Raw genomic sequence first — 16,165 nt, forward strand, 5'->3', positions numbered from 1 at the left:
CGCGGTTGATCAGGGACGCAGCCGCAGACGGAGTACGCCCCAGGACCCCCGATCGGGGGCTTCGCCCCGTATGATCGAGGGACACCATCCGGCATGACGGATCGGACGTCGGGGAATCAACGCCTCAGCAGCTGAGCTGTCATGGCGGCCCGGACTGGCTGATCGACAAAGAGGGCGGGTTTCACGGGGGCGAATCCCTGCCTATTCTGGAAGGGCCGCATACCGGTCGCCCCCGCGGCCGACGACGAGGAGGACTCCGTGCCGCTCTCGGAGCACGAGCAGAGGATGCTCGAGCAAATGGAGCGAGCGCTGTACGCCGAAGATCCCAAGTTCGCGACAGCGCTCGAGGGAAGCGGGCTGCGTACGTACACCCGGCGACGGGTCTACCAGGCGGTTGCAGGCTTTCTGGTGGGTATCGCGCTCCTCATGGCCGGAATGGCCCTGCAGATCTGGATCAGCGTGGTGGGGTTCCTCGTCATGCTCGGCTGTGCGGTCCTCGCGGTCACCGGTTGGCGCAAGGCGCCCAAGCCGGGTGAGCGGCAGGCGGCCGGAGACGGCGGCCAGGGCCGTCGGCCCAGGCAGCGCCGGACCGTGATGAACCGCATCGAGGAACGGTGGCAGCGCAGACGTGACGAGCAGGGGCACTAGACCCCCGGAATGTCTTCGTCGAGGGGCGGACGCAGAGATGCGACCGCCCCTCACGTATGCCCCGAGGCCGATGAGTTCCCGGGGTCAATGAGTTCCCAGGGCCGACGAGTTCCCGTGTCCGCGACGTCCCGTGTCCGGCCTCTCGGGCGCGCCCGGAGAGCGGGCGGCGGTCCGAGCGGCCCCGCAGCCGGTGCGTCCGCCGGGCCCCGTGGCCAAGGACCGTGGGCGGGCTGCTGCGCCCCTGGTCACCCCTGCTGGCGGGACGGCCGCCGCAGCCGGTCCGTCCACCGCACCCGCTGCCACCCGGCCGCCCATCTGCCGGTGAACGCCGCCCACCGATCCGACGCCGCCCAGATCACCCGAACGGTCGAGCGCGGGGCCGCGACTGCGCGGATCCGGGCGAACCGGCTGGCCGACGCCCGCAGGCCCGTCCGTACCGCTTCCACGTCCCGGGCCAGGCCGGTACCCGGCCGTGGTTCCGGGGCGTAGAGCACCTGCTCCACCGCCCCCGCCACCCGGTGCACCGCGGCGGCCCCGTCGGGGTCGAGCTGCCCCAGCCGCACCACCCGCGCCGCCGTCGTCCGCGGGGTCCGGGACTCGTCCGGCTCGATTCCGTGGTCCCACGCGGTGTCGATGATCTCCTGCCAGGCCGCCAGCGTTCTGGCCGACGCGTCCGCGGGCGCACGACCCGCGGAGTGACTCAACCTGAGCCTGCGTACCCGTAGTCGCCGGAGCATCGGCAGCATCGGCAGTGTCAGGACCACCAGAGCGGCCAGGACCAGGGCCAGTACCGCGCCGGTCGGCGTCCCGGAATCCGTCGGGGCCACCACCCCGGGCGCCGCCGAACTGTCGCACTCGCCCTGCTTGCGCATCTGGGCCGGGCAGGTCTCGGAGGCGGACGGTGCGACCGTCGGAACGGCCGATGTGTCCACATCCGGCAGGACCGGGTCGGACGCGCCGCCGGCCGGGGTGTCCGACCGGGAGTAGGACGGAGCGCTGCCCCGCGTCGGAGTCGGCTCGAAACGAGTCCACCCGACGCCCTCGAAATACAGCTCCGGCCAGGCATGCGCATCGCGCAGCCCCACCGACACCGAGCCGTCCGCCTGCGTGGTACCGGGAGTGAAGCCCACCGCGACCCGCGCCGGAATGCCCAGCGTCCGGGCCATCGCGGCCATCGTGAACGAGAAGTGGACGCAGAAGCCCCGCTTGTCCTCCAGGAACCGGCCGATCGCCGCGCTCCCGGTGCCCGAGCGCACCGAGGTGTCGTAGGTGAATCCGCCGTCCGAGGCGAAGAAGTCCTGCAGCCTCACCGCCCGCTCGAAGTTGTTGGCAGAGCCCTTCGTCACCTCGTCCGCGGTCCGGCCGACCACCTTCGGCAGGGAGTCGGGGACGCGGGTGTACTCACGCTGCAGATCGGCCGGCGGCGGTGCTGCCCCGGCGAGCTGATCGGCGGTCGGCCGGACCAGCAGACTGGAGACTTCGTACTGCGCACCGCGAGTCGTCTCCCCGCGGTCCCCGACGAGCGTCCGTCCCGCCGGCTCGTACCGCCAGCGTCCGTCGATGCTGACCTCGGTCGCCGGATAGGGGAGTGGCAGGTACGTCTGCTGGTAGGAGCCGGACGCGGAGATCTTCGATCTGACCTCCGTGACCGTGACGTCCGGACCGAGGCCCTCCGGGGCCGGGAGCTGCTTCGGTACGCTCTTCAGCCGGCGCGTGGAGGGCCGCCACTCGTTCCCGTCGAACTCGTCCAGGGCCAGGATCCGCAGATAGAAGCCCTGCGGATCACCGGAGTCGGTGCGGTAGGACAGCACCTCCCGGTTCTCCGGCTGGTTCAGGTTGTCCTGCAGCGAGACCAGGGGGTTGACCGCGGAGATGGTCCCGCCGCCGCCCCCCTTGCCGTTCGTGCCGCCCGTACCGGCCAGCAGACCGCTGTCGAGCGCGGGCAGCGCCGTCGGCACGGCCAGTGAGATGCCCAGCGCCAGCGCGCCGATGCGGCGGCCGGTGCGGACCGGGGCCGTCGGGCGGTCCCGGTCCGCACCGCCCGGGCGCCCGGACGCACCGCTGAAGACCCGCCCCCACTGGGAGAGCCGTTCCCGTCCCTCGGCCAGCAGAAGCAGCAGATAGCCGCCGGCCGCGAGCAGGAACCAGAGCCAGTGCGTCCCGCCCCCGGACAGGCCCGCGGCGACCGAGTACAGCGCGAGGAGCGGCAGACCGGCCGGTGCCGCGTTGCGGAAGGTCACAGCGAGGGTGTCCACGACCAGGCCGACCAGCAACACACCGCCGATCAGCATCAGCCGGATACCGTCCGTCGCAGGCGCCGGAGCGGCGTACCTGCCGACGTCCTCGGCACCCGCCGTGAGCAGATCCGCGAGCCGCTGAACGGCCTCGGGTCCCGGCAGGAAGCCGGCCGGCGCCTGGGCCCTGGCGAACACCGCCGTCAGCAGAACCAGGCTGACCAGCAACTGCACCGAGACGATCAGCACCCGAGGCATCGGCGCCCGGCGGGCGAGCGCGCCCGTCCCGCTCTGGACCGCCAGCAACAGCGCGGCCTGCAGAATCCATCTGGCCGGCTCGACCAGCGGCAGCATCGAGCCCGCGGCCATCAGCGTCGCCGCGCCGGCGCACCACGTCAGCCGGCCACGCCCGCTCATGACCACCCCCCGAAGAAGCCCGTCGTGCCGTCCGCGGTGCCGGCAGCGGACTGCGGGGCCAGGCCCTGCTGCCCCGCCTGCTGCCAGTACCCGGCGAGCCCTGTCCCCGGTGTCACCTCCACCACGGTCCAGCCCGACTCGCGCAACAGCCGCAGCCGCCGCTCGGACACCGTGTCCGCCCCCACCGGCGCGGCTCCGCCCCGCTCCCGGCCCATGCTGCTCAGCACGAACGCGACGGCGCCGCCACTGCGCTGCCGCATCCGGGCCACCACTGCCGCCTGCTCCTCGTCCAGATCACCGAGAAAGGCGATCAGCAGTCCTTCGTTGCCGCCGCGCAGCACGTCGTGGGCGCGGGACAGACTGCCTCCGTCCGAGTGGCCGACCACCGCCAGGGTCTCCATCATCAGCCCCGCGAAGTCGGCGGCCTCCTGCGTCGATCCGGCGAAGCCCTCCTCGCCCTCGCCCGGCACGGCGGTGCCGTCGTCGGTCAGCAGCCGGACCGCGAAGCCGCGCTCCAGCATGTGCGCCGCCGCGGACGCCGCCGCGGACACCGCCCACTCGAAGGCGGAGTCGGGCCCCGTCCCCCGATAGGCGATCCGCCGGGTGTCCAGCAGCACGGTGCACCTGGCCCGCTGCGGCTGCTCCTCACGCCGCACCATCAGTTCGCCGTAGCGTGCGGTGGAGCGCCAGTGGACCCGGCGCAGATCGTCGCCGTGCCGGTAGCCGCGCGGAATCACGTCGTCGTCACCGGCGAGTGCGAGCGAGCGCCGGCGTCCCTCGCCGTACCCGGACGCCTCGCCCGCCAGCCGCACCGGAGGCAGTGGCTCGGTCCGCGGAAGGACGACCAGGGTGTCGTACGTGCTGAACGAACGGGTCAGCTCGCACATGCCGAACGGATCGGTCAGCCGCAGCTGCAACGGCCCCAGCGGATAGCGTCCGCGCAGATCCGACCGCACCCGGTAGGAGACCTCGCGAAGACCGCCCGCCTCCACCCGGTCCAGCACGAACCGGGGCCGTGGTCCGAGCACATAGGGCACCCGGTCCTGCAGCATCAGCAGGCCGGTCGGCAGCCGCGCGACGTTCTCCACCCGCAGATGGACCCGCGCCTCCGTGCCCGCGGGCACCCGGGACGGCGAGAGCCGCCGGGTGCCCGTGACGCGGTAACGGGTGCGCACGAGCGCCACGACACAGACGAGCGGCAGGACGGCGAGCAGCAGCCCGACCCGCAGCAGATCCGGCTGCCCCAGCGCATAGGCGCAGACCGCCGCGGCGGCACCGGCCGCGAGGAAGGACCGCCCGCGCGTGGTCAGACCGCTCAGCGCGGCCCGCAGACGGCCCTTGTCGTCCGCGTCGTCCATCGTCGCCGGCCCCCCGGAGGTCATCACACCCGCCGTACGCCGGGAGGCTGCCGGTCGTAGGCCGGACGGCCCGGCCGATGCTGGGACTGCACCTGGGCGACGCCACCGGCGGTGGGCACCGGCGTCTGCTGCACGATCTCCAGCACGACCTGCTCCGCCGTACGGCGGTTCAGCTGGGCCTGTGCCGTCGGCAGCAACCGGTGTGCGAGCACCGCGACCGCCAGCGCCTGCACATCGTCCGGCAGGCAGTAGTCCCGGCCGCTCAGCGCCGCGGCGGCCTTCGCGGCGCGCAGTAGATGCAGGGTGGCCCGTGGCGACGCACCGAGCCGGAGATCGGAGTGGCTGCGGGTGGCCGCGACGAGCTCCACCGCGTACCGCCGCACGGCCTCGGCCACATGGACCGTCCGCACGGCGTCGATCAGCTTCACGATGTCGTGTGCGTGGGCCACCGGCTGCAGATTGTCGAGCGGCGAGACCCCGCCGTGCACATCGAGCATCCGCAGCTCGGCGTCCGCACTCGGGTAGCCGATCGACACCCGGGCCATGAAGCGGTCGCGCTGGGCCTCGGGAAGCGGATAGGTGCCCTCCATCTCCACCGGGTTCTGGGTGGCCACCACCATGAACGGGTCGGGCAGTTCGTACGTGTGCCCGTCGCTGGTGACCTGGCGCTCCTCCATCGACTCCAGCAGCGCGGACTGGGTCTTGGGCGAGGCCCGGTTGATCTCGTCACCGATCACGATCTGGGCGAAGATCGCACCCGGCTTGAACTCGAAGTCGCGCCGTTGCTGGTCGAAGACCGACACGCCGGTGATGTCCGAGGGCAGCAGGTCCGGCGTGAACTGGATGCGCCGCACCGAGCAGTCGATGGACCGCGCCAGCGCCTTGGCCAGCATCGTCTTGCCGACGCCCGGGACGTCCTCGATGAGAAGGTGGCCCTCGGCCAGCAGCACGGTCAGCGCGAGCCGTACGACCTCGGGCTTGCCCTCGATCACGCTCTCCACCGACCTGCGCACCCGGTCCGCGGTCGTGGTCAGATCTGTGAGGCTCGCTCGATCGTCATAGGTCGTCACCCGGCCCTCCTCGGCCCTGTCCCGCGCTCACCAGGAGCACGGGACCCCAGTCCACGGACCGACGCGCACACAGCGCGGCCCACCCCGACACGCGGCCGCCTCCTCGGGAATGTCCGGCGAGACGCCACATGTGCATTCTTGTTGGCGTTGCCGCTCCGTGTCACTCGCCTGTGGACAAGTGGGGGAGATATGTCGGGGTCGATGAGGTTATCGGTGGCTGCCGGGCGCCGCCTCGGCGGTCAGGAGGCGGGCTGGATCTCGCGCAGCAGGCCGGTGGTCACATCGAAGACGAAGCCGCGGACGTCGTCGGTGTGCAGCAGGAAGGGCGACGTGCGCACGCGCTGCATCGACTGGCGGACGTCCTGGTCGGCGTCGCTGTACGCCTCGACCGCCCAGACCGGACGCTGGCCGACCTCCGCCTCCAGCTCCTGGCGGAACTCCTCGGTGAGCGATTCCAGGCCACAGTTCGTGTGGTGGATGAGGATGATGCTGCTGGTGCCGAGGGCCCGCTGGCTGATGGTCAGCGAACGGATCACGTCATCGGTGACCACGCCGCCCGCGTTGCGGATGGTGTGGCAGTCGCCGAGCGACAGGCCGAGCGCGTCGTGCAGGTCGAGCCGGGCGTCCATGCAGGCGACGACGGCGACACGGAGTACCGGCTTGGCGTCCATGCCCGGGTCTTCGAAGGCGGTGGCGTACCGGGCGTTCGCCTCGACGAGGCGGTCGGTGACGGTGCCGCCGGTGCGGGCCTGGTCGGAGGCGGACGCGGAGGGGTGGGCAGGGGGCTGAGCGGAAGTCGACATGCCTATGACCGTAGTCCTCCCCCTTGGTCCCGACGTGCGGAGGGAACGGACAAAGAACGTCGACAAGGCTTGTTGTGAGCTACCCCACAAGCTCCGCGGCGGTTGGTTCGGCCGGGTGATACAGCGGGCGGGACGACGCGCTGCCCGGCTGATTGATCAGGAACAGCTCGAATGGCAGGGTGGACTAAAGTGACGGGAAGTACCGACACCCTGCACATTCCGTAGATTTTCCCCGTGTGTGCGGCGCACGTACGGCCCGGCCCTCTCCCGCTCGCCGGTCGACCGACGCCTCTTCCCCGGCGCCGGCCGGCCTCCCCTTCGGAGCGGGCGGGGACCAGGCCGTACGTGCCGCCACGCGGGACCTGAGCCTGAGAGGGCGCATGAGCCAGACCCGACACGTCCCGGTGATGCTCCAGCGGTGCCTGGACCTGTTGGCCCCGGCTCTGGAGCCGTCCGGCCCGCCGCAGCCCGTGGTCGTCGACTGCACCCTCGGCCTCGGCGGACACAGCGAGGCGCTGCTCTCCACCTTCCCGTCCGTACGGCTGATCGCCCTGGACCGGGACAAGGAGGCGCTGCGCCTCTCCGGCGAACGGCTCGCCCCCTACGGAGACCGGGCGACCCTGGTGCACGCGGTCTACGACGAACTTCCCGAGGTGCTGGCCCGGCTCGGCATCCCCAAGGTCCAGGGCGTCCTGTTCGACCTCGGCGTCTCCTCCATGCAGCTGGACGAGGCCGAGCGCGGATTCGCGTACGCCCAGGACGCTCCGCTCGACATGCGTATGGACCAGACGACCGGCATCAGTGCCGCCGAGGTGCTCAACACGTATCCGCCGGGCGAACTGGTACGGATCCTGCGGGCGTACGGCGAGGAGAAGCAGGCCAAGCGGATCGTCTCCGCGATCGTGCGCGAGCGCGAGAAGAAGCCGTTCAGCAACAGCGCCCGGCTCGTCGAGCTGATCCGTGACTCCCTGCCGCAGGCCGCCAAGCGCACCGGCGGCAACCCCGCCAAGCGAACCTTCCAGGCGTTGCGCATCGAGGTCAACGGGGAGCTCTCCGTCCTGGAGCGGGCCATTCCGGCCGCGGTGCAGAGCCTCGCGGTGGGCGGTCGCATCGCCGTCCTCTCGTACCACTCGCTGGAGGACCGGCTGGTCAAGCAGGTCTTCGCGGCGGGTGCCGCCACCACGGCACCGCCCGGACTGCCTGTCGTGCCCGAGCGTTACCAGCCCCGGCTGAAGCTGCTGACCCGCGGCGCCGAGCTGCCCACCGAGGAGGAGGTCGCCGAGAACCGGCGCGCCGCCCCCGCCCGGCTGCGCGGCGCCCAGCGGATCCGCGAGGAGGAGCGATGAGCGAGCGGCGCCCGGGAACCCGGACACCGGCGACGCCGGGGGCCGCCCGGTGAGCAGACCGGCCGGGCAGTTGAGAGGGCGGGCCGAGCGGCTCGTCCGGCTGATGCCGACCGGGCCCGTCAACGCGGCCCGCACCCCCTTCGTCCTGCTGGTCGTGCTGCTCCTCGGCGGCGGTCTCATCACGCTGCTGGTGCTCAACTCGGCCCTCAACGAAGGATCGTTCAGGCTGAGCGAGCTGAGGAAGCGGACCACCGAGCTCACGGACGAGCAGCAGGCCCTCCAGCGCGACGTCGACAGCTTCTCCGAGCCGGACGCGCTGGAGCGGCGCGCCCGCGAGCTGGGCATGGTGCCCGGCGGCAACCCCGCCTTCCTCGGCCTCGACGGCAAGGTCCGCGGCGTACCCGTCGAGGCCAGCGCCCAGCCGATCCCCACGACGCGGGCACCGAAGCCCACCCCTGACGTGTCCGCCACCGCCTCGCCCGCCGCCTCGGCCTCCGCCACTCCTTCGGGCGACGCGAAGCCCGGATCGGCCGTTCCGTCGGGCGCCGTCGTGAAACCTGGCAGCTCCGCGACCCCGTCCGGGCCGAGCACCCCGGCAAACCAGCCCTCGACGAGCCCCGGCAGGTGATGCAGTGCCTTCCAAGGAACCACCGCGGCGCCGGGTCCCGGGCCCCGCACGTCCCCGCAGCGTGGCCGGCCAGGGGCGCCCCCGCCCCGCCGCCCGACGCCCGTCGTCCCCGGCGCCCCGCGCCCGCGCACCGCGCAACCGGTCCGCGCGCCCCCTCCGGCTCGGCAGCCCGCGCCCCCGGCTCCGTCTCGTCAGCCTCGCCCTGACCCTGGTCATGCTGACGTTCGTCGTCCGGCTCCTCCAGGTGCAGGCCGTCGACGCCTCCGCGTACGCGGCCAAGGCCAAGGAGAACCGCTACCTCAGCTACACGATCTCCGCCGAACGCGGCGAGATCACCGATCGCAGCGGTATCGCGCTGGCCACCAGCGTCGACGCCTATGACATCACCGCCGACCCGTCGATGTTCACACCGGAGATCAGCAAGGCCCCGGACGCGCCCCAGCAGGCGGCTGCGCTCCTCGCCCCGATCCTCGGCGTCGACGCCACCGAGCTGACCGAGAAGCTGTCCGGGAAGGGCCGCTACACCGTCCTGGCCCGCCGCCAGACCCCACAGGTCTGGAAGCAGATCAAGGACCTCAAATCCGTCTTCGCCGAGAAGGCCGACAAGGACAAGGCGGCCGGCGGCGCCGGAGCCAACGTGCTGGCCGGGGTCTTCCAGGAGGCGACGACCAAGCGGGTCTACCCCAACGGGGGACTCGCCGCCGGGATACTCGGTTACGTCAACGCGGAGGGCGACGGCGCCGGCGGCCTCGAATCAAAGCTGGACAAGGAGCTCGCGGGCGAGGACGGCAAGATCAAGTACGCCCAGTCCGGCGGGCGCCGGGTGCCCACCGCGGGGACCGAGGAGGTCCCCGCCGTCGCCGGGTCCGACATCGAGCTGACCATCGACCGCGACATCCAGTGGGCAGCCCAGCAGGCCATCACCGACCAGGTGAAGAAGTCCAAGGCGGACCGCGGCTACGTGATCGTGCAGAACACCAGGACCGGCGAGGTCCTCGCCATGGCCAACGCGCCCGGCTTCGACCCCAACGACCTCTCGAAGGCCGACGCGGCGTCGCTGGGCAACGCGGCGCTCCAGGACGTGTACGAGCCCGGCTCCACCAGCAAGGTCATGTCCATGGCCGCCGTGCTGGAGGAGGGAGTCGCCACCCCCGGCACCCATGTCACCGTCCCCAACCGGCTGCACCGCGGCGACCGGCTCTTCAAGGACGACATCGACCACGAGACCTGGTCCCTCACGCTCAACGGCGTACTCGCCAAGTCGTCCAACATCGGCACCATCCTGGCCACCGGAGAGCTCGGCAGCACCCAGGCCGAGGCCAACAAGGTCCTCTACTCCTACCTGCGCAAGTTCGGGATCGGATCGCCGACCGGCCTCGACTACCCGGGCGAGACCCCCGGCATCCTCGCCAAGCCGGGGGACTGGTCGACCTCGCAGCAGTACACGATCCCGTTCGGCCAGGGCCTCTCGCTCAACGCCATGCAGGCAGCCTCCATCTACTCGACCATCGCCAACGGCGGGGTCCGGGTGGCGCCCACGCTGGTACGCGGCACCACGGGCCCGGACGGCCGCTTCGAGGCCGCCCCCGCACCCGAACGCACCCGGGTGGTCAGCGAGAAGACGGCCAAGACGCTCGCCACCATGCTGGAGTCGGTGGTCAGCGACGAGGAGGGCACCGGAACGAAGGCCCAGATCCCGGGCTACCGCGTGGCGGGCAAGACCGGTACGGCCAACCGGGTCGATCCGGTACGCGGCGGCTACCGCGGCTACACCGCCTCCTTCGCGGGTTTCGCACCCGCCGACGATCCGCAGATCACCGTCTACTGTGCGATTCAGAACCCGACCAAGGGCAGCCACTTCGGCGGTCAGACCTGCGGACCGATCTACAAGCAGGTCATGGAGTTCGCCCTCAAGACGCTCCAGACCCCACCGTCCGGCAGCAAGCCAGCACGGCTGCCGGTGTCCTTCGATCCCGGCGAGTGAACACGGGGAAACCAGCCAGTGACAACCATCACCCCCGATCCCGGGAACCGGAACGGGAACCACCAGAACTCCTGCCCCTCACTTCGCGAGAGGCAGGGTGAGCCCGGTACGCTCACCGCCGTGCCCCACGCTGATCAGTTCCAAACCACCCAGAAGGACGCCCCTGTGAACTACCCGGGAGCGCCCCGCCCGGATCGGCTCAGGCCGACGCCGCTCGGTGAGCTGGCAGCCCGGTTGGGAGTCGAACCGCCGGGAACCGGCGAGGTCACCGGCATCACCCACGACTCGCGCGCGATCCGGCCCGGTGATGTGTACGCGGCCCTGCCGGGTGCCCGCTTCCACGGCGCCGACTTCGTCGCCCAGGCGGCCGGCCTCGGCGCGGCGGCGGTGCTCACCGACCCGGCCGGTGCCGAGCGCGCCGCCGCCACCGGACTGCCCGTGCTGGTCACCGAGGACCCGCGCGGCCGGATGGGCGAGCTCGCCGCCGAGATCTACGGACGGCCCGGCGCCGGCCTCCTGCGGATCGGCATCACCGGAACCTCCGGCAAGACCACCACCGCGTACCTCGTCGAAGGCGGTCTGAAGGGCGCCGGGCGTGCCACCGGGCTCATCGGCACCGTGGAGACGCGGATCGGCGCCGAGCGCATCAAGTCCGAGCGCACCACCCCCGAGGCCACCGACCTGCAGGCCCTGCTCGCCGTCATGCGTGAGCGCGGCGTCGACGCGGTCACCATGGAGGTCTCCAGCCACGCCCTGGTGCTCGGCCGGGTGGACGGCTGCGTCTTCGATGTCGCGGTCTTCAACAACCTCAGCCCGGAGCACATGGAGTTCCACTCCGGCATGGAGGACTACTTCCAGGCCAAGGCGCAGCTCTTCACCCCGCGGCGCAGCCGGCAGGGCGTCGTCAACTTCGACGACGAGTACGGCCGCAGACTGGTCACCGAGGCATCCGTCCCGGTCGTCACCTTCTCCGCCGAGGGGCACCCGGACGCCGACTGGCGCGCCGAGGACGTCGAGGTCGGACCGCTGGGCTCCACCTTCACCGTCGTGGGCCCCAAGGACGAACGGATTGCCGCCAGGGCCCCGCTGCCCGGCCCGTTCAACGTCGCCAACACCCTCGCCGCGATCGTCACGCTCGCCGTCGCGGGCCTGGACCCGCAGACCGCGGCCGACGGTGTCGCCGCCGTGCCCGGCGTCCCCGGCCGGCTGGAACGCGTCGACGCCGGACAGCCGTACCTCGCGGTCGTCGACTACGCGCACAAGACCGACGCGGTCGAATCCGTGCTGCGCTCCCTGCGGAAGGTCACGGAGGGCAGGCTGCACATCGTCCTCGGCTGCGGCGGCGACCGCGACACCACCAAACGCGGCCCGATGGGCGCCGCCGCGGCCCGCCTCGCCGACACCGCCGTACTGACCTCCGACAACCCCCGTTCGGAGGATCCCCTCGCCATCCTCGCCGCCATGCTCGCGGGCGCCGCCGAAGTGCCCGTCCACGAGCGGGGCGACGTCCTGGTCGACGCCGACCGGGCCGCCGCCATCGCCGCCGTGGTCGCCCGAGCCGAGCCCGGTGACACGGTGCTGATCGCCGGCAAGGGCCACGAGCTGGGCCAGGACATCCATGGCGTGGTACGCCCCTTCGACGACCGCGTGGTCCTGCGCGCGGCCATCGAGCGGTCCCTGGGGCACAGCGGCACCGAGAGTGCCGACCACCGCGCCCACACCCACGAGAACAACAGTCAGGGATGACCAAGTGATCGCCCTTTCCCTCGCCGAGATCACCGAAATCGTCGGCGGGCAGTCGTACGACATACCCGATCCGGCAGCAACCGTCAGCGGGCCCGTTGTCATCGACTCCCGAGAGGTGAAGCAAGGCAGTCTGTTCGCCGCCTTCGTCGGTGAGCGGGTCGACGGCCACGACTATGCGCAGCGCGCCGTCGAGGCGGGTGCGGCAGCCGTGCTGGCCACCCGCCCCGTCGGCGTCCCCGCCATCGTCGTCGACGACGTCGTGGCCGCACTCGGCGCGCTCGCCCGAGCCGTCGTCGAACGCCTCGGCACCACCGTCGTAGCCCTCACCGGCTCCGCGGGCAAGACCTCCACCAAGGACCTCATCGCCCAACTCCTCGCCCGCAAGGGGCCCACCGTCTACCCGGCGGGCAACCTCAACAACGAGATCGGCCTGCCGCTCACCGCGCTGCGCGCCTCCGAGGACACCCAGCACCTCGTCCTCGAAATGGGCGCGCGCTACATCGGCGACATCCGTTACCTCACCGGCCTCGTCCCGCCCCGGATCGGTCTCGTCCTCAACGTCGGCACCGCCCACATCGGCGAGTTCGGCGGCCGCGAGCAGATCGCCCAGGCCAAGGGCGAGATGGTCGAGTCGCTGCCCGAGGACGGCGTGGCCGTGCTCAATGCCGACGACCCGCTCGTGCGCGCCATGTCCTCGCGGACGAAGGCCCGTCTGCTGTTCTTCGGGGAAGCCGCGGAAGCGGACGTACGGGGCGAGAACGTCCGTCTCACCGACGACGGGCGCCCTGCTTTCCGGCTCCACACACCCACCGGGTGCAGCGACGTGACGATGCGCCTGTACGGTGAGCACCACGTGTCGAACGCGCTCGCCGCGGCCGCCGTCGCCCATGAGTTGGGCCTGTCCGCAGACGAGATCGCCGAAGGGCTCTCCGAGGCGGGCACCCTCTCCCGCTGGCGCATGGAGGTCACCGAGCGTCCGGACGGCGTGACGTTCGTCAATGACGCCTACAACGCGAACCCCGAATCCATGAGAGCAGCGCTGCGCGCACTGGCCGCCATGGGGAAGGGCCGGCGTACGTGGGCGGTGCTCGGCTGCATGGCCGAGCTCGGCGACGCCTCGCTCGCCGAGCACGACGCGGTCGGGCGGCTCGCCGTCCGGCTCAACGTCAGCAAGCTCGTCGCGGTCGGGGGCAGAGAAGCCTCCTGGCTGCGACTGGGCGCATACAACGAGGGTTCGTGGGGTGAGGAGTCGGTGCACGTGTCCGACGCACAGGCTGCCGTCGACCTGCTGCGCAGTGAACTGCGCCCGGGAGACGTCGTGCTGGTGAAGGCGTCCCGGTCGGTCGGCCTGGAGCAGGTCGTTACGGCACTGCTGGAGAACGCGTCCGAGGGCGAGGTCACCGGCCGATGAGGCAGATCCTCTTCGCGGGGGCCATCGGGCTCTTCCTGACGCTGGTCGGAACTCCGCTGCTGATCAAGCTGCTGGCCCGCAAGGGGTACGGGCAGTTCATCCGGGACGACGGCCCGCGCACCCACGGGTCCAAGAAGGGCACGCCCACCATGGGCGGTATTGCCTTCATCCTGGCGACGATCGTCGCGTACCTCGCGGCGAAGCTGATCACCGGCGAAGAGATGCGCTTCTCCGGCGTGCTGGTGCTCTTCCTGATGACCGGTATGGGGCTCGTCGGCTTCCTCGACGACTACATCAAGATCGTCAAGCAGCGCTCGCTCGGCCTGCGGGCCAAGGCGAAGATGGCCGGCCAGCTGATCGTCGGTATCGCCTTCGCGGTGCTCTCGCTCCAGTTCGCCGACTCCCGCGGCAACACCCCGGCCTCCACCAAGCTGTCGTTCGTCGCGGACTTCGGCTGGTCGATCGGCCCGGTTCTGTTCGTCGTCTGGGCCCTCTTCATGATTCTCGCCATGTCCAACGGCGTGAACCTGACGGACGGTCTGGACGGCCTGGCCACCGGCGCGTCGGTGATGGTCTTCGGCGCGTACACCTTCATCGGTCTGTGGCAGTTCCAGGAGTCCTGCGCCAACGCGATGACCCTGACCAACCCCAACGCCTGTTTCCAGGTACGCGATCCACTCGACCTGGCCGTCGTCGCCTCCGCCCTGATGGGCGCCTGCTTCGGCTTCCTGTGGTGGAACACCTCGCCCGCCAAGATCTTCATGGGTGACACCGGCTCGCTCGCCCTCGGCGGCGCGCTCGCCGGTCTGGCGATCTGCTCCCGCACGGAGTTCCTGCTGGCCATCCTCGGCGGCCTCTTCGTGATGATCACCATGTCCGTGGTCATCCAGGTCGGCTCCTTCAAGATGACCGGCAAGCGGGTCTTCCGGATGGCGCCGTTGCAGCACCACTTCGAACTCAAGGGGTGGTCCGAAGTCCTTGTCGTGGTCCGGTTCTGGATCATCCAGGGCATGTGCGTGATCGTCGGACTCGGTCTCTTCTACGCAGGATGGGCAGCCGAGAAGTGAGCAACCAGGACTGGCAGGGCAAGCGCGTCACCGTCGCGGGGCTCGGTGTCTCCGGCATCCCGGCGGCCGAGGTGCTGCACGGCCTCGGAGCCGTCGTCACGGTGGTCAACGACGGGGACGACGAGCGTTCCCGTGCGCAGGCCGCGAAGCTGGAGGCGCAGGGCATCACCGTGCGCCTGGGCGACGGGGCGACCCTGCCCGAGTCCACCGAGCTCATCGTCACCACCCCCGGCTGGAGGCCCGACAAGCCGCTCTTCGCCGCGGCCGCCGCGGCGGGCGTCCCGGTCTGGGGCGACGTCGAACTCGCCTGGCGGCTGCGCGACCTGGGCGGCAGGAAGCCCGCGCCCTGGCTCGCGGTCACCGGCACCAACGGCAAGACCACGACCGTGCGGATGCTCGCCTCGATCCTGGAGGCGGCCGGGCTGCGCACCGCCGCGGTCGGCAACATCGGCGTCTCCCTCCTCGACGCCGTCCTCGGCGACGAGACGTACGACGTACTCGCCGTCGAGCTGTCCAGCTACCAGCTGCACTGGGCGCCCTCGCTGCGCGCCCACTCCGCGGTCGTGCTCAACCTGGCCCCCGACCACCTCGACTGGCACGGCTCCATGGAGGCGTACGCCGCGGACAAGGGCCGGATCTACGAGGGCAACCGCGTCGCCTGCGTCTACAACGCGCAGCAGAAGGCGACCGAGGACCTGGTGCGCGAGGCCGATGTCGAGGAGGGCTGCCGCGCCATCGGCTTCACCCTGAACACACCCGGCCCGTCCCAGCTGGGCGTCGTCGACGGCATCCTCGTCGACCGCGCCTTCGTGGCGAACCGGCAGAAGCAGGCCCAGGAGCTCGCCGAGGTCTCCGACGTGAACCCGCCGGCCCCGCACAACATCGCCAACGCCCTGGCGGCCGCGGCCCTGGCCCGCGCCTTCGGCGTCGAGCCCGCGGCCGTGCGGGACGGGCTGCGGGCCTTCCGCCCCGACCCGCACCGCATCGAGGATGTCGCCGAGGTCGCCGGGGTCGTGTACGTCGACGACTCCAAGGCCACCAACACCCACGCCGCCGAGGCCTCCCTCGCGGCCTACGACCCGATCGTCTGGATCGCCGGCGGCCTGGCCAAGGGAGCCACCTTCGACGAGCTGGTGACCGGGGCCGCCGGGCGGCTGCGTGGCGTCGTGCTGATGGGCCGCGACCGGGCCCTGATCCGCGAAGCCCTGGCGCGACACGCCCCCGAGGTCCCGGTGGTCGACCTCGACCGGACCGACACTGGGGCGATGTCCGAGGCGGTCCGCGAGGCGGCACGGCTCGCCCGGCCGGGAGACACCGTACTGTTGGCCCCGGCCTGCGCCTCGATGGACATGTTCGTCAATTACAACAAGCGGGGCGAGGCATTCGCGGACGCGGTCCGCGCCCTCGCCGCCGAGAGCGCCTGACGGGCCCGGCCCGCGCCGTACTGTCCCGA

12 protein-coding genes are annotated in these 16,165 nt (G+C 71.5%); 8 read left to right on the forward strand and 4 right to left on the reverse strand.

The genetic code is table 11. The features are described 5' to 3' along the window. Positions 1–258 precede the first annotated feature (258 nt). Positions 259–648, forward strand: a complete 390-nt coding sequence (locus AB0L71_RS00705; protein WP_365236331.1) for a DUF3040 domain-containing protein — start codon at positions 259–261, stop codon at positions 646–648. A 245-nt stretch (positions 649–893) separates the two neighbouring features. Here the strand turns inward: AB0L71_RS00705 and AB0L71_RS00710 are convergent, their stop codons facing one another. From AB0L71_RS00710 to AB0L71_RS00725, 4 genes are all read right to left on the reverse strand, one after another. Further along, positions 894–3,299 carry a DUF3488 and transglutaminase-like domain-containing protein gene (locus AB0L71_RS00710; protein ID WP_365236333.1) on the reverse strand — a complete coding sequence of 802 codons (2,406 nt, stop codon included), beginning with the start codon at positions 3,297–3,299 and terminating at the stop codon, positions 894–896. After that, positions 3,296–4,681, reverse strand: a complete 1,386-nt coding sequence (locus tag AB0L71_RS00715) for a DUF58 domain-containing protein (RefSeq protein WP_365236335.1) — start codon at positions 4,679–4,681, stop codon at positions 3,296–3,298. Before AB0L71_RS00715 ends, AB0L71_RS00710 begins: the two co-directional genes overlap by 4 nt. Then, positions 4,681–5,727, reverse strand: a complete 1,047-nt coding sequence (locus AB0L71_RS00720; protein WP_365236337.1) for a MoxR family ATPase — start codon at positions 5,725–5,727, stop codon at positions 4,681–4,683. The genes AB0L71_RS00715 and AB0L71_RS00720 overlap by 1 nt, the downstream gene beginning before the upstream one ends. 239 nt (positions 5,728–5,966) lie before the next feature. After that, positions 5,967–6,530, reverse strand: coding sequence for a carbonic anhydrase (locus tag AB0L71_RS00725; RefSeq protein ID WP_365236339.1), 564 nt, complete (start codon positions 6,528–6,530; stop codon positions 5,967–5,969). A gap of 380 nt (positions 6,531–6,910) precedes the next feature. Here AB0L71_RS00725 and rsmH point away from each other — a divergent pair, with 380 nt between their 5' ends. From rsmH to murD, 7 genes are read left to right on the forward strand one after another with little or no spacing between them, the layout of a single operon-like run. Beyond that, positions 6,911–7,876 (forward strand): 16S rRNA (cytosine(1402)-N(4))-methyltransferase RsmH, encoded by a 966-nt coding sequence (rsmH, locus tag AB0L71_RS00730; protein WP_365236340.1) that lies wholly within the window; start codon positions 6,911–6,913, stop codon positions 7,874–7,876. A gap of 49 nt (positions 7,877–7,925) precedes the next feature. Beyond that, positions 7,926–8,504 carry a septum formation initiator gene (locus AB0L71_RS00735; protein WP_365236342.1) on the forward strand — a complete coding sequence of 193 codons (579 nt, stop codon included), beginning with the start codon at positions 7,926–7,928 and terminating at the stop codon, positions 8,502–8,504. A gap of 4 nt (positions 8,505–8,508) precedes the next feature. Then, positions 8,509–10,488, forward strand: coding sequence for a penicillin-binding protein 2 (locus AB0L71_RS00740; RefSeq protein WP_365236344.1), 1,980 nt, complete (start codon positions 8,509–8,511; stop codon positions 10,486–10,488). 18 nt (positions 10,489–10,506) lie between these two features. Then, complete coding sequence (locus AB0L71_RS00745; RefSeq protein ID WP_365236346.1) at positions 10,507–12,234, forward strand: UDP-N-acetylmuramoyl-L-alanyl-D-glutamate--2,6-diaminopimelate ligase; 1,728 nt, start codon at positions 10,507–10,509, stop codon at positions 12,232–12,234. A gap of 4 nt (positions 12,235–12,238) precedes the next feature. After that, the gene (gene murF, locus AB0L71_RS00750) at positions 12,239–13,645 is read left to right on the forward strand and encodes a UDP-N-acetylmuramoyl-tripeptide--D-alanyl-D-alanine ligase (protein WP_365236348.1); all 1,407 of its coding nucleotides are present in this window, start codon (positions 12,239–12,241) and stop codon (positions 13,643–13,645) included. Beyond that, the gene (gene mraY / locus AB0L71_RS00755; RefSeq protein ID WP_365236349.1) at positions 13,642–14,712 is read left to right on the forward strand and encodes a phospho-N-acetylmuramoyl-pentapeptide-transferase; all 1,071 of its coding nucleotides are present in this window, start codon (positions 13,642–13,644) and stop codon (positions 14,710–14,712) included. The genes murF and mraY overlap by 4 nt, the downstream gene beginning before the upstream one ends. Beyond that, entirely contained in the window at positions 14,709–16,136 is a 1,428-nt protein-coding gene (gene murD, locus AB0L71_RS00760; protein ID WP_365236351.1) for a UDP-N-acetylmuramoyl-L-alanine--D-glutamate ligase, read from the forward strand. Before mraY ends, murD begins: the two co-directional genes overlap by 4 nt. Positions 16,137–16,165 lie beyond the last annotated feature (29 nt).

It is taken from the genome of Streptomyces sp. NPDC052052 (assembly GCF_040680455.1).
Lineage (GTDB): Bacteria > Actinomycetota > Actinomycetes > Streptomycetales > Streptomycetaceae > Streptomyces.